The organism is Azospirillum palustre, assembly GCF_002573965.1.
GTDB classification, from domain to species: Bacteria; Pseudomonadota; Alphaproteobacteria; order Azospirillales; family Azospirillaceae; genus Azospirillum; species Azospirillum palustre.
On the sequence record NZ_PDKW01000043.1, the window covers coordinates 765,958 to 780,030 of the forward strand.

Consider the following 14,073-nt stretch of genomic DNA (forward strand, 5'->3'; position numbering starts at 1 on the left):
GGTCCGTCAGCCTCGCGGGGCCTGCGCGGATTGCGCGGCCTCCTGCGGCTGGTTGGTGGTTCGGGAGGCGGCTTTGTCCTCGCTTTCGCGCCCGCTGTCGAGTGCCGCGAGCGCATCGACGATCAGACCTGTACGACTGCCCAGGGACCCCTTGACCATGATGACGTCGCCGCCCTTTACGGTCCCGGTCACGAGGGGGGCCAGTTCCACGCTGGTCTCGGTCCAGGCGCCGCGCATCGCCGCCGGCAGGCGGTCGAACAGCGTCTTCATGTGCGGCCCGCAGGCATAGACGGCATCGACATGAGCGGCGCGCAGCGGCTCGGCCAACCCGATGTGCAGCGCGTCGGCGCGCTCGCCCAGTTCCCGCATGTCGCCCAGCACGGCAATGCGCCGGCCGCCGGCGCCGGGGTCGATCTTGCCCAGCACCTCCAGCGTTGCGGCCATGGCGGCCGGGCTGGCGTTGTAGCTCTCGTCGATCAGCGTGAAGGCGCCTTGCGGCAGATGGATGCGCTTGCGGGTGCCGCGCCCCTTCACCGGCGGCAGGCTGGACAGCGATCTTGCGGCGGCGGCGACATCGGCGCCCAGCGCCTTCACTGCCAGCAACACCGCGAGACTGTTCATCACCCAGTGCCGGCCCGGCTGCGACAGGCAATATTGCACCCGTTCGCCGCGGATCAGTGCCGTCACCGCGCTGCAAGTGGCATGCAGCGAGCAGTCGACCAGCCGGGCGTCGGCCTCCTCATGGGCGCCGAAGCTCCAGATGTCGGTCAGCCCCTGACGGCGGGCGGCAGCGGCCAGCCGGGCATACTGCCCGTTGTCGCGGTTCAGCACGGCGATGCCGCCGGCATCCATCCCCTCGAAGATCTCGGCCTTGGCATCGGCGATGGCCTCGACGCCGGAGAAGAACTCCAGATGCACCGCCTCGATGGTGGTGATGACGGCGACATGCGGCCTGACCTGCCGCGACAGCGGGCCGAGTTCGCCGGCGTGGTTCATCCCCAGCTCGAACACGCCATAGCGGCTGTCCGCCGGCAGGCGGGCGAGCGACAGCGGCACGCCCCAATGGTTGTTCAGGCTGCCTTCATTGGCATAGGTCGCTCCTTGCGCCGAGAGGACGTGGCGCAGGGTCTCCTTGGTCCCGGTCTTGCCGACCGAGCCGGTGACGCCGACGAAGCGCGCGCCGCAGCGCGCCCGTGCCACCACGCCCAGCGCCGCCATCGACTCCAGCGTGTCGGACGGGGCGATCAGCAGCGGCGCGCCTTCCGGGAGGCCGTCCGGCAGATGGTCGACCATCGCCGCCGCGGCCCCGGCGGCCAGCGCGGCGCCGATGAAGGCATGCCCGTCGAAATTCGGTCCGCGGATGGCGACGAACAGGTCGCCCGTCGCCACCTTGCGGCTGTCGATGGCGACGCCGGTCGCGGTCCAGGCGGATGGACCGGAGAGACGCCCGCCGGTCGCGGCCGCCGCCTCATCCGCTGTCCAAAGGACCGTCTTGTCCCCGCTCATGCTCCAACCTCCGCTACGGCTTTCCGGGCCTCGTCCGCGTCGTCGAACGGACGCACCTCGGTGCCGATCGTTTGTCCCTGTTCGTGGCCCTTGCCGGCGATGACCAGCACGTCGCCGGGCTGAAGCTGCCGCACCGCGGTGCGGATCGCCTCGGCCCGGTCGCCGATCTCCTCCAGCCTGCCGGCCAGTTCTCCGGTGGCCCCGGCCAGCACCTGCCCCCGCACGAAAGCGGGATCCTCGGTCCGCGGGTTGTCGTCGGTGACGATGGCGCGGTCGGCCAGTCTGGCCGCCAGCGCCCCCATCACCGGCCGCTTGCTGCGGTCGCGGTCGCCGCCGCAGCCGAACACCGTCACCAGATGGCGCGCGGCATGCGACCTCAGCGCCAGAAGCACCGTTTCCAGCGCATCCGGCGTGTGGGCGAAATCGACATAGACCGTCGCCCCATTGGGATGGGTCGCGACATGCTGCAACCGGCCCGGCACGCCTTCCAGCGAGGAAAGGCTGTCCAGCGCCCGCCCGGCGTCACCGCCGGATCCGATGACCAGCCCCAGCGCGCAAAGCACGTTCCAGGCCTGGAACCGACCCGCCAGCGGCAGGTCCACCGTCACGTCGCGGCCGAGCATGGACAGGGAGAGGCGCTGGCCATGGGCCAGCGCCTCCACCCCGGTCACCCGAAGCTCGGTGCCGGCCAGACCATAGGACAGGACCCGGTGGCCGCGGTCGTTACAAATGGTGGCAAAATGTTGAAATTCCGGAGAGTCGGCGTTCAGCACCGCCACGGCGCCCGGCGGCAGCACCCGGTCGAACAGCATCGCCTTGGCGTCGCGGTACGCCTCCATCGTGCCGTGATAGTCGAGATGGTCCAGCGTCAGGTTGGTGAAGCCGGCGGCCTTGATCGCGACACCGTCCAGCCGGAACTGCTCCAGCCCATGGCTCGACGCCTCCATCGCCAGATGGTCGATGCCGGCGTCCTTGGCCGCAGCGAGATCGCGGTGAAGTGACACCGGATCGGGCGTCGTCATCCCGCCATAGCCGTGCAGGCCGGGGCCGAGCAGGCCCAGCGTGCCCAGGCTGCCGGCGGGCAGGCCGAGGCGCGTCCAGATCTGGGCGGCGAACTGGACGGTGGAGGTTTTGCCGTTGGTGCCGGTCACCGCCACCACCGTCTCCGGCTGGCGCCCGCCATGGAAGGCGGCGGCCATGAGCGCGAAGGCGAGGCGGGGCTGCCGGTCGGTCAACAGGATGGCGGTGGAGCCGGCGGGCAGTTCGGTGCCCTCGGGTGCCAGCACGGCGACGGCGCCCCTGGCAAGTGCGTCGGCGATGAAGGCGCGGCCGTCGGCCTTCACGCCGGGCAGGGCGGCAAAGACAAAGCCGGGCCTGACCGCCCGGCTGTCGGCGGTCAGCCCGGCGATGTCGGGGTCGGCAACGCCGCGGGTGGCGTCAGCGCGGCTTGGTCTGAGTTGGGAAAGACGCAACGGTGCTTCCCTTCGCGGGGGGTGGAGCGGTGACGGGCGGCAGCGACTGCTGCCAGTTGGTGGAACCGGCGGCGTTCAGGTAGGTGGAGTTCAGGATCTCCGGCGTGTTCTCGTCAACCACCGGCACGTTCAGCAGCGGGCCGATCTGCTTGACGATGCGGCCCACCGCCGGGGCGGCGACCCAGCCGCCGGTGGCGTAGCCGTAGGTCTTGGCCGTCGCCTGCGGTTCGTCGACCAGCACATAGACGATGTAGCGCGGATCGTTCATCGGGAAGGCGCCCAGGAACGACGACATGCGCGAGTTCTTCTGGTAATGCTTGCCCTTTTGCTTGTCTGCCGTGCCGGTTTTTCCGCCGACGACATAGCCCTTCACTTCCGCCGACTTGCCGGTGCCCTCGGTGACCACAAAGCGGAACATGCGCCGCATCATGTCGGAGGTCTGGCGCGACACCACCTGTTCGGTCGGAACCTCGCCGTCGGGCTGGCGCTTCAGGAGCGTCGGCTTGTGGAAGAGGCCGCCGTTGATGACGGACGCGGCGGCGGCCACCGTGTGCATCGGGCTGACCGAGATGCCATGGCCGAAGGAGATGGTGTAGCTGTTGACCTCGCGCCACGGGTTGGGCACCAGCGGCCAGCCGCTTTCCGGCAGCTCCAGCCCGGTGGGCTTGGTGAAACCCATCTTGGTCATGAAGGCCTTCTGCGCCGCCACGCCCACCTGCTGCACCATGCGCACGGAACCGAGGTTGGAGGAGTGCTGGAACACTTCCGCCACCGTCAGGGCGCGGTGCAGGTTGTGGTAGTCGTTGATGGTGAAGCGGCCGATCTTGACCGGGTGTGCGGCGTCGAACATGTCCGACACCCGGATCTTGCCGGTGTCGAAGGCCAATGCAGAGTTGAAAATCTTGAAGGTGGAGCCCATCTCGTACACGCCGAGCGTCGCCCGGTTGAACAGAGTGTCGGGGTTCAGGCCGGTCGGGTCCTGCGGGTCGAAATCGGGCAGCGAGACCATCGACAGGACTTCGCCAGTGCGCACGTCGAAGACGATGCCGGCGGCGCCGATGGCGCTGAATTCCTGCACCGTGGCGGCCAGCTCCTTCTTGAGGACGTGTTGCAGCCGCAGGTCGATGGACAGTTGGAGCGGCGTGCCCGGCTCCTCGGTCAGCCGCTTGTTGAAGCCCTGCTCCATGCCGGCAAGGCCGTTGTTGTCGATGCCGGTGAAGCCGACGATGTGCGAAGTCAGCGGGCCGGCCGGATAGAAGCGGCGCTCTTCCCGTTCGAATGCGACGCCGGGGATGCCCAGACGGTGGACGGCGGCCTGCTGCTTCGGCGTCAGGTTGCGCTTCAGCCAGACGAAGCGGCGGTCGCCGCTCAGCTTGCCCAGCACGTCCTTGTAATCCAGGTCGGGCAGGGCGCTGACCAGCTTCTGCGCGGCCTCTTCCGGGCGCGAGACCAGCTTGGGATCGGCGTAGAGCGACTGGGTGACGAGCGAGGTCGCCAGCAGGTTGCCGTTGCGGTCGGTGATGTCGGCGCGGTTGGTGGTGGTGTCGCCCACCTCCAGCGCCACATGCTGGCGCGGCTCGCCGCCGCCTGCGAGCAGCGTGGCCATCGCCAGCTTGACGCTGATGGCGGTGAAGACGGTCGTGACCACGGCAGCCGTCACCATCAGGCGGTAACGGCTCTGCTCCAGCGCGACCGCCAGCGAGGTCCGCGGCTTGGCGGACGGCTGGGGGGCCGGCTGGGGAAAGGGCGAGGGCGCCGGCGGCGGCACATAGGTGCTGCCGGTGCTGGCGCCAGGCTGGCCGTAGCCGGCCGGGCCGCCGTGGTCGTGACCGATCATCGATTGGCCCCCAGGCGCGCAACGAGCAGCCCGAGGCTGTCGGTCGGCTTGGGCTGATAGGGCTGCTGCGCGGCGGGGGCCGCGGCGGCAACCTTAGCTGCGGGCGCTGGCGCCGGGATCGGGCGGGAGGCCAGTTCGGTCGGGCGCGCGGTCGGGGCGTTGGGCGCCAGCTTGCCGGCGGCAGCCGGCGCGGCGGACTTCTCCGTAGGCGCACGGGCGGCGCCGGGCACCAGGGCGGCCGGCTTGATCCGGTTGGCGCGGGACGGATCGGCAAGGGCGCCACCGGAGGGCAGGGACGCCGGCACGACGACAGGCGCGCGTTCCAGCGCCTTTTCCATCGGCAGCGGCTTCGCCAGCCCGACCGGCGCGCTGACTGGAACGATTCCGGCAGCGGCGGTGTTGTTGGGGGCGGCAGGCACGCGGGCGGCGGCCAGCTGGGAATTGCCGGTGCCGGGCGCGCGGACCATCGGCGGCAGCGGAGCGCCGGGCATGGCCTTGCCGGGCAGGGCCTGGGCCGACGGCGGGACCGCATCGGCCGGGCGCATCGGGATCAGGTCCATCGCGAGGTACTGGCGCGGCTCGGTCGGCTGCAGCGTCAGATAGGCTTGGGCCATCTGCTCCAGCTTGGTGGGGTCGTTCAGGTAGCTCCACTCGGCCTTCAGGACCTGGATCGACTCCTGTTCCAGAATGATCTTGCGGTTCAGCCCGGCGAGCTTCTCCTCAAGATCCTGGACGTCGTAGCTGGTCTGGAACAGCACGCCACCGGCGGCCGCGATCAGGCCACCCCAGAACAGCCAGGTCTTGCCTTTCATGCTGCCTCCTTGCCGGACGCCGGGAACGCGGGCGCCTCGGTACGTTCAGCCGCGCGCAGCCGGGCGGACCGGGCGCGGGGATTGTTACGGGCTTCGGCCTCGCTCGGGTCCACGGGTTTCCGGGAGAGCAGGCGGAAGGATGGGGTATGCGCCGCGACCGCGGTCACGGGCGTGTGGCGGGACGGGGAGGGCGGCGGCGAGGAGCGTTCCCGCAGGAACGCCTTGACCTCGCGGTCCTCCAGCGAATGGAAGGAGACGACGGCCAGACGCCCGCCGGGCGCCAGCAGCGACTCGGCGGCGGACAGGCCGCGCCGCAGTTCGCCCAATTCGTCGTTCACATGGATGCGCAGCGCCTGGAAGGTGCGGGTTGCCGGGTCGATCCCGTCGCCCTTCCCCTTCGGCACCACCGACCGGATGATCTCGGCCAGCCGTCCCGTGCGCTCGATCGGCGCCTCGCGGCGGGCGGTGACGATGGCGCGGGCGACGCGGCGCGCCATCCGCTCCTCGCCCAGGTGGTAGACGATGTCGGCCAGATCCGATTCGTCGGCGGTGTTGACCACATCGGCGGCGGTCGGCCCGTCCCGTCCCATCCGCATGTCGAGCGGACCGTCGAAGCGGAAGGAGAACCCGCGCTCCGGCTCGTCGATCTGGGGGGAGGAGACGCCGACGTCGAGCGCCACGCCGTCGACCGTTCCGACGCCATGGTCGGCGAGCAGCCGGTCCATATCGCCGAATCGGCCCTCGATGACCTCCAGCCGTCCGGGGAACTCCTGGGCCAGCGCACGGCCGCGCTCGATCGCGGCGGGGTCGCGGTCGATGCCGATCACGCGGCAGGAGGCCGATTGCAGCAGGGCGCGGCTGTAGCCGCCGGCGCCGAAGGTGCCGTCCACATAGAGGCCGCCGTCGCGCGGGGACAGCGCGGCGACCACCTCGTCCAGCAGGACGGGAATGTGAATGCGGGTGTCGGGCATCAGGCGCCTTCCCCGCTCCGGCTGGCGGCGCCGCGCGACGCCTTGGCGACGATCTGGCTGAGGGAGATGTCTTTGCGCACGACCTGCTCGCGCAGTGCCGCCTCGTGGGCTTTCAAGGCGTTGGGTTCCCAGATTTGGAAGGTTTTGCGGCGGCCGATGAAGGCGGCCTCTTCGGTGATGCCGGCGAATTCCGCCAGCTCCTTGGGCAGGACGATGCGGCCTTCGGCGTCGGAGGAGACGGGGATCAGCTTTCCGAAGATGAAGGTCTCGATCATGTCGCGCTCGTCGGCATCGAGGTCGGGGGATTCGAGGCTTTCGGAGAGGACGTCGAGATAGTCCTGGTCGGCGCCTTCCAGCGCCTGGTGGTTCAGCGAGGGCCAGAGATAGACGGTGCTGGGAGCCGACGTCTTGGCAAGCGACTGCCTGAACTGTGCCGGGATGGACACACGCCCTTTCCTGTCAACTTTGTTGACGTATGTGGACAGGAAAACGGCCATAGGCCCGGCGATCCCCCCTGCTATCCCCCGTGCGCGGTCGGGTGCTCCGCGCTAGCCCCGCTTGGCCCATTCAGCTCCCGCACCCGGTGTTAACCAGAATGGGTAAGAGCCCCCCTTAAATGGGCATTCTTGGGATAGCATGGGACGGCATGGGCGTCAACGCTCCCCCGAGTATTCAGACGGGGGTGTCAAGACTTTTGGGTCATGCTGTGGCATCCGGGCAAGTTGGTGTACGAAATCTCAGAATCTTCGCAGTATTCCGCTGGACTCTCGCTGTGTGGATAAAGTTATCCACATACGTTCTTCGAACGTTCCAAAATTTTAAGAAAATGCTGCATACGCATGGTTTGTCGGACTGTCGAATCGACCCCTTCGGACGGCATAGGACCTTGGGTGGGAAACCCCGGTCCGGCATGGGACAGCATGGGAAATCGCCCCACAGTTATCCACCGGCTGTGGATTAGTCTGGGGAAAATGTGGATGGGGCCGTGCACATCCTGGGGATGGCGGCGGAAAAGCCCGGCGGACTGCGGGGTGCCGGGGGAGTGGCGGTCGCATCCGCCCTGTGGATGACATCGGAAACCGCTCCTTTGCCATCTGTCTCCAGCCCACGCCGTCCCATGCCCGCCCGTTGAAAGGGGCGGGGCGAGAGCAAACGGGTGCCGCCATGGGGCGCCATGGGATCGGCAGCCCCGATGGGGGAGCCGATTTGGGACGGGCTGGGCAAAAGAGAGAGGAAAGTGCCAGATGGCCTGTAAGCCGGGTTCTGTATCCCGCCCCGAGGGGCAGGCGATGGCCATTCGTCTGGGACGCCGGTTGCCCGGACGCCTCGCGCGACCAACCCGAGCGACGGCGCGGAAACGCGCTTGACCCACGCCCGTCCCGTTGCGGGGACAGTGGTCGGGCCGCTCCTATTCGGTCTTGCTCCCGGTGGGGTTTACCGTGCCGTCCCCGTTGCCGGGTCCGCGGTGCGCTCTTACCGCACCCTTTCACCCTTACCTGCGTCGAAACGCCGGCGGTTTGCTTTCTGTGGCACTTTCCCTAGGGTTGCCCCCGCCGGCCGTTAGCCGGCACCGTGTTTCCGTGGAGCCCGGACTTTCCTCCCCCGGTCGAAACCGAAGGCGGCCATCCGGCCATCTGGCGCGGTCGTTCATATAGGGAAGCGGCCGTGGGGGCAAACCCCAAATCGCGGATGCCGACCGTTACCGTCCCGTCAACCGCAGCAGCGCGCGCAGGCGCCGTACCGTCTCGGGGTCGGGAAGGCCGGTCAGGCAATCGGGATGGAAGTGGCGCTGGAAGGCCAGCAGCGCCCTCGGCTCGGCCGGGTCGTACCCATAGCGTCCCAGCAGTGCGGCGATCTCCACTGTGTCGGCAGGGCCGTCGTCTGACCGGGACGGTGTGGGCCAGAGCCCGAGTCCCCGGACGGCAAGGCCCGGCCAATCGAACAGCTCGCCCGGATCCTCCTTGCGGGCGGGGGCCACGTCGCTGTGGCCCAGCACGTCGGCGGCGGCGATGCCGTGCCGTGCGACGATGCCCAGGCAAAGCTCGGCGACCGCGGCCATCTGCACCGGCGGGAAGGGCCGGTAGCCGAACTCGTGACCGGGATTGACGATCTCAACCCCGATGGAGCGGCTGTTGACGTCCTCCGTCCCGCGCCAGCTCGACCGGCCGGCGTGCCAGGCGCGCCGGTCCTCCGGCACATGGGCATAGACGGTGCCGTCCTCGTCCACCGTGTAATGGGCACTGACCTGGGACGCCGGGTCGCACAGCCGCTCCAGCGCATGGGCGGCGGTGGGCATGCCGGTGTAGTGCAGGATCAGCAGTTCCACCCGCGTGCCCTCCGCCCGCGGGCCGTGGTTGGGGGAGGGGAGATCGATCCGGCGGAAGCGGCTCATGTCGGCATCAGGTCGGGTTGGTGACGGTCTCGCTGACGGTGCGCGGACGGCGCTTCACGATCACCGCGACGCCGCCGATGGTCAACAGTCCGCCGATGGCGAGGTTGATCGTCACCGGGTCGCCCATCAGCAGCACGCCGCTGGCGACGCCGAAGACCGGCACGGTCAGAAGATAGGGCATGGTCTGGTTGACGGAATAGCGTCCCAGCAACGGATACCACAGCCCGTAGGCGATGATGGTGACGGCGACGGCCATGTAAGCGATGGATGCCCAGCCGACCCAGGTCGAGTTCGCCAGCGCCGCCATCTGTCCATGCTCCAGCAGCAGCGACAGGACCAGCAGCTGCGGCATGGCGAACAGCGCCATCCAGCCGTTGACGGCGAAACCGTTCACCGCCCCGATCAGCTTCATCTGCACGCTCGCCACCGCAAAGGCGAAGCTCGCGGCCAGGATCAGCAGCAGCGAATAGAGCGACTCGCCCAGCCGCGGCTCGCCGGCGATCACCGCCACGCCGGCGAAGGCGGCGGCCATGCCGATGCCGCGGCGCCAGCCCAGCTTGTCCTTGAACACCAGTGCCGCCAGCAGGGAGGAGAAGGGCACCTGCACCTGTGCCGCCAGCGAGGCGGTGGCGGCGTCGATCCCGTTGAGCCCGCTGAACATCATCGGGAAATGGATGCTGCCCAGCGTCACCGACAGCAGCGCGATCTTCCACAGCTTGTCGCGCGGCACGCGGAAGAAGGGGATGATCAGAACCGCCACCAGGGCGAAGCGCAGGACCATCACGAACAGCGGCGGAAATTCGGCCAGCGCCCATTTCGCCACCACGAAGTTCAGCCCCCACAGCGCCATCACCACCAGCGCCTGGAGCGTGTGGGCAAAACTCATGCCCGCCCGCCTTCCAACTCCTCGCGCATCGCCTCAAGCTCCAGCCAGCGCTCCTCCGCCGTGGCCAGCGCCGCCTGCTTGGCATGCAGCTGCTCGCTGGTCTTCTGGAACTTGGCGGGGTCGCGGGTGAACAGGTCGGGGTCGGCCAGCGCCTTCTCCAGCTTGGCGATCTCGCCCCCCAGGCTGTCCATGCGGGTGGGCAGCTCGTCCAGCTCGCGCTGGTCCTTGTAGCTCAGCTTGCCGCGCGGCTTGGCCGCCGCGGCCGGTGCCTGGGCGGCGGGCTTCGGCTTGGTGGCGGATGCTGCGGCGGGCGCCACCTTGGCCGGACGCTGCACCAGATAGTCGGAATAGCCGCCGGCATATTCGGTGGCGGTGCCGTCGCCCTCCAGCGCGATGGTGGCGGTCACCAGCCGGTCGAGGAAGTCACGGTCGTGGCTGACCAGCAGCAGCGTGCCCTGGTAGTCGCCCAGCACGTCCTCCAGCAGGTCCAGCGTGTCCATGTCGAGGTCGTTGGTCGGCTCGTCGAGGATCATCATGTTGCTGGGCTTGGCGAACAGCCGGGCCAGCAGCAGCCGGTTGCGCTCGCCGCCCGACAGCGCCTTGACCGGGCTGTCCAGCTGCCGGGTGTCGAACAGGAAATCCTTCATGTAGCCGGCGACATGGCGCGACACGCCGTTGACCACCACCGCATCGCCGCCGAAGGGGCAGAGCACCTTGCGGATGGTGTCCTCCGGGTTCAGCCCCTCGCGCCGCTGGTCGAAATAGGCGGTGTCGAGGTTGGTGCCCAGCTTCACCGTGCCCTCGTCGGGATCGAGCTGGCCGGTCAGCATCTTCAGCAGGGTGGACTTGCCGGCGCCGTTCGGCCCGATCAGACCGACCCGGTCGCCGCGCAGGATGCGGGTGGAGAAGTCCTTCACGATGGTCTTGCGGCCGTCGGGCGTATCGAAGCTCTTGGAGACGGCGGTTGCCTCGATCACCAGCCGGCCGCCGCGCTCGGCCTCGGCGATGGCGAGCTTGGCCTGCTGGCCGCCCTTGATCTGCTCCGCACGCCCGGCCCGCAGGTCGAGCAGGTTGCGGACGCGCCCCATGTTGCGGGTGCGCCGGGCGGAGATGCCCTCGCGCAGCCACTTCATCTCGCTTTCGATCTTGCGGTCCAGCTTATGGGCCGCCGCCTCTTCCGACTCGAACACCTCGGCCTGCCAGGTCTCGAACTCGGCGAAGCCGCGGTCGGTGGCGCGCACCGTACCGCGGTCGAGCCACAGCGTGCGCTTGGCGAGCCGGTTCAGGAAGGCGCGGTCGTGGCTGATCAGCAGCAGACCGCCGCGGAAGGACAGCAGTTCCTCTTCCAGCCACTCGATGGTGGGGAGGTCGAGGTGGTTGGTCGGCTCGTCCAGCAGCATGACGTCGGGGTTGCCGACCAGCGTGCGGGCCAGCGCGGTGCGGCGCGATTCGCCGCCCGACAGGGTGCGCGGGTCGAGGTTGCCGTCGACCTGGAGCCGGTCGAGCACGGCGTCGACGCGGTGCGCCTCGTCCTGCTCGTCGGCGGGCAGTCCCTGCACGACATAGTCCTGGACGGTGGCGCAGCCGGTGAAGTCCGGCTCCTGCGGCAGATAGGCGAGGCGGGCGCCCGGCTGGACGAACACGGTGCCGCCGTCGGGTTGGATCATCCCGGCCAGCACCTTCATCAGCGTCGACTTGCCCGACCCGTTGCGTCCGACCAGACAGGCGCGGTCGCCGCGGCCGATGGACAGGTCGATGCCGTCGAACAGCGGACGGCCGCCGAAGGTGACGGAGACGCCCTGGAGCGCCGTGATGGGTGCGGGAGGAGCCATGGACCGTTCGTGCGCCGGAAAATCGAGGGAAGGGGATGGGTTATAGCGCGCCGTCCCCCTCCACCGCGACCCGGAAAAACGGTTGGGCGGGTTGCGCCCGGTGGAACCGCCCCCGCTGTCGGGCCGGGATCAGGCCGGCAGTTGGGCGATGCCGGTCGGCGCCGGCACCTGCTGTTCCTGCATCTTGAAGCCGAAATAGGTGCCGTTGCTGATGCCGGTCAGGGCCAGCAGGTTGGCCGACAGTTCCGGCATGCCCAGCGTGCGGGTGACCTCGTAGAGGAAGGTTATGCCCAGCACCCCGGTCCAGGCCAGCAATTGCAGGCGATGGATGTTGTAGCCGGCGGCGTCGCTCAGCAGATCGGGCAGCAGCCCCTGGGTGGGCGGATAGACCTGCTCCAGGCTGGCGGCCATGGCCGTCCGGTCGGGCGGGGTGGCCGCGGCGGCGGCGATGTAGAGAGCGGCATGCTGCTGGCGCCGGGTCTGGTCGTCGCTTGGCCGGCGGTCCTGGAAGGCGGCCAGGACCGAGGTGCCGCCGACGATCCCCATCAGCGCCATGGTGCCGGTGGTGATGGTGTCCATCGATCCGGTGATGGTCAGGATGGCGGCGTAGGAGGCGGTGACGATCCCGCTCCACCACAGAAGCTGGAAGCGGGCGAGGCTGTAGGGTGCCCGGTAGTTGGCCGGCATCGGCACGCCGGCGATCGGGGTGATGGCATCGGTGCGTCCGAAATGGCGGAAGAAGGCGAACAGGAACACCGCCGCCACCAGGGCGAACCACACCGCCGCCAGCCCGAGGTCGCGGTTGCTGGCGCCCTGGATGGACACCATCTGCGGCGCGGTCGTCATGCCGCCGGTGGCCGGGCCGAAGGCGACCGGCAGGGTCTTGGCCCCGGCGAGGCTGAAGAAGCCGCTGAAGGCGGTCTGCCAGGATGCCCGCCGCTTCGCCGCGTCGTCGCCGTTGCCGGCGATGGAGGTGGAGGCGATGCCCATCAGGTCGCCCTTGGCTGAGCAGGCGAAGCTGGCGCGGGCGCCGGGAATGGTCTGGCCGTTGGCGACCAGGACCAGCGCTTGCGCGTTCAGCGTTGCCGCCTGCGTGGCGCAGTCGGTGCCGGCAGGCGGCGTTCCCAGGTTCAGCGTCAGCGGCTGGCCCAGCACCACCGTGGCATCGCCGGCTGTTGCGGGGGGCATCGCCGGGGCCGCCATCTGCGCCTGGGCGATGCCCCCTGTCGCAATCGTCGTTCCCAATATAGCGGCGAAGACCGTCCGGATGATCGTGCGTCGCATCGTCGTGTCATCCCCAAAGCCCGCGGGCAACCGGCGGCCCGCCCCGCCGGGGACGATACGTCAGAAAACGGGATAAAGACCATTGGAAAACAATTTCAAATGAACTCGGCCGACTACGCCCCGCGACGGGTCAGGACAGGGCCGCCGCACCCTCCCGTTCACGGCGAATGCGGTCGTAGGCGGCGTTGATCAGCGCGAGTTTCTGCGTCGCCAGATCGATGAATTCCTGTGGCATGCCCTGGGCGATCAGCCGGTCCGGATGGTGTTCCCGGACCAGCGCCCGGTGCGCGGCCTTGACCGCATTGTCGCCGGCCAGACGCGCCACGCCGAGCACGGCATAGGGGTCGGTTTCCGTCGGGGTGCCGGCCAGATGGTGACCGGCGACGATGCGGCGGAAATCGGCCTCGTCGAAGCCGAAGATCATGGCGACGGCGCGCAGATACTCGACCTCCGTCTCGTGCAGCTCGTCATCGGCCTCGGCGATCATCAGCAGGCTGTCGAGCAACTCCTCCAGCACCGCGTGCTTGTCCTCGAACAGCTTGGCGATCTGGCGGGCGTATTCCTCGAACCCGCGGGTGTCGCGGCGGGCGAGGTCGAAGACCCGGCCGACATTGTCCAACTCCTCCGGCGGGACGCGGAAAAGCCGCTTGAAGGTGTCGACCTCCACCCGCTTCACCACGCCGTCGGCCCGGGCCATCTTGGCGGCCAGCGCGATCACGCCGATGGTGAAGGCGACTGTCTGCTTGGCCGCTTCGGCTTCGGCATCGCTCATGCCGCGGCGCGGCTGCTCGTCCGGGCCGCAGGGCGACCAAAGATCGACCGCATGCCCGGCCAGACCGCCCAGCAGGGCGCCGAGCGGCCCGCCGGTGAACAGGCCGGCCGCGCCGCCCAGGATCTTGCCCCAGATGCTCATGTCATGCCCTTTTGTGCACAGGCCACCCCACCCCTTGAGCACAGCATAGCGGCCGGGAAAGGGCAGGCCAACTGTGGCTTCCCTGCAACAGGCCAGCATTGTTGGTATCGCGAATTTCTAATAAGCGCTTGCGAATCCCGCCGGCCACGCCATGTTGCAATGCAACAA

General features: G+C 69.0%; 11 protein-coding genes and 1 other RNA gene. All 12 read right to left on the bottom strand.

Annotated elements, in window-relative coordinates:
- Positions 1–6 precede the first annotated feature (6 nt).
- Positions 7–1,506, bottom strand: a complete 1,500-nt coding sequence (locus CRT60_RS26020; RefSeq protein WP_098739424.1) for a UDP-N-acetylmuramoylalanyl-D-glutamyl-2,6-diaminopimelate--D-alanyl-D-alanine ligase — start codon at positions 1,504–1,506, stop codon at positions 7–9.
- On the bottom strand, positions 1,503–2,978 hold the full coding sequence (locus tag CRT60_RS26025; protein WP_098739425.1) for a UDP-N-acetylmuramoyl-L-alanyl-D-glutamate--2,6-diaminopimelate ligase: 1,476 nt from the start codon (positions 2,976–2,978) through the stop codon (positions 1,503–1,505). Before CRT60_RS26025 ends, CRT60_RS26020 begins: the two co-directional genes overlap by 4 nt.
- Positions 2,944–4,815, bottom strand: a complete 1,872-nt coding sequence (locus CRT60_RS26030; RefSeq protein WP_098739426.1) for a peptidoglycan D,D-transpeptidase FtsI family protein — start codon at positions 4,813–4,815, stop codon at positions 2,944–2,946. The genes CRT60_RS26025 and CRT60_RS26030 overlap by 35 nt, the downstream gene beginning before the upstream one ends.
- Positions 4,812–5,627 (bottom strand): cell division protein FtsL, encoded by an 816-nt coding sequence (gene ftsL, locus CRT60_RS26035; protein ID WP_098739427.1) that lies wholly within the window; start codon positions 5,625–5,627, stop codon positions 4,812–4,814. The genes CRT60_RS26030 and ftsL overlap by 4 nt, the downstream gene beginning before the upstream one ends.
- Complete coding sequence (gene rsmH / locus CRT60_RS26040) at positions 5,624–6,598, bottom strand: 16S rRNA (cytosine(1402)-N(4))-methyltransferase RsmH (protein ID WP_098739428.1); 975 nt, start codon at positions 6,596–6,598, stop codon at positions 5,624–5,626. Before rsmH ends, ftsL begins: the two co-directional genes overlap by 4 nt.
- A complete protein-coding gene (locus CRT60_RS26045; protein WP_244592763.1) occupies positions 6,598–7,044 on the bottom strand; it encodes a division/cell wall cluster transcriptional repressor MraZ in 447 nt (148 codons plus the stop codon). The genes rsmH and CRT60_RS26045 overlap by 1 nt, the downstream gene beginning before the upstream one ends.
- Positions 7,045–7,834: 790 nt before the next feature.
- Positions 7,835–8,236: RNase P RNA component class A (gene rnpB, locus CRT60_RS26050), an RNA gene on the bottom strand.
- 61 nt (positions 8,237–8,297) lie between these two features.
- Positions 8,298–8,990: an N-acetylmuramoyl-L-alanine amidase gene (locus CRT60_RS26055; RefSeq protein ID WP_098739430.1), complete on the bottom strand. Its 693-nt coding sequence runs from the start codon at positions 8,988–8,990 to the stop codon at positions 8,298–8,300.
- A 7-nt stretch (positions 8,991–8,997) separates the two neighbouring features.
- Positions 8,998–9,876, bottom strand: coding sequence for a DMT family transporter (locus tag CRT60_RS26060; protein WP_098739431.1), 879 nt, complete (start codon positions 9,874–9,876; stop codon positions 8,998–9,000).
- Positions 9,873–11,708 (bottom strand): ATP-binding cassette domain-containing protein, encoded by a 1,836-nt coding sequence (locus CRT60_RS26065; RefSeq protein WP_098739432.1) that lies wholly within the window; start codon positions 11,706–11,708, stop codon positions 9,873–9,875. Before CRT60_RS26065 ends, CRT60_RS26060 begins: the two co-directional genes overlap by 4 nt.
- Positions 11,709–11,837: 129 nt before the next feature.
- Positions 11,838–12,992 (bottom strand): hypothetical protein, encoded by a 1,155-nt coding sequence (locus CRT60_RS26070; protein WP_098739433.1) that lies wholly within the window; start codon positions 12,990–12,992, stop codon positions 11,838–11,840.
- 130 nt (positions 12,993–13,122) lie between these two features.
- Positions 13,123–13,905, bottom strand: coding sequence for a TerB family tellurite resistance protein (locus CRT60_RS26075; protein WP_098739434.1), 783 nt, complete (start codon positions 13,903–13,905; stop codon positions 13,123–13,125).
- Positions 13,906–14,073: the final 168 nt, after the last annotated feature.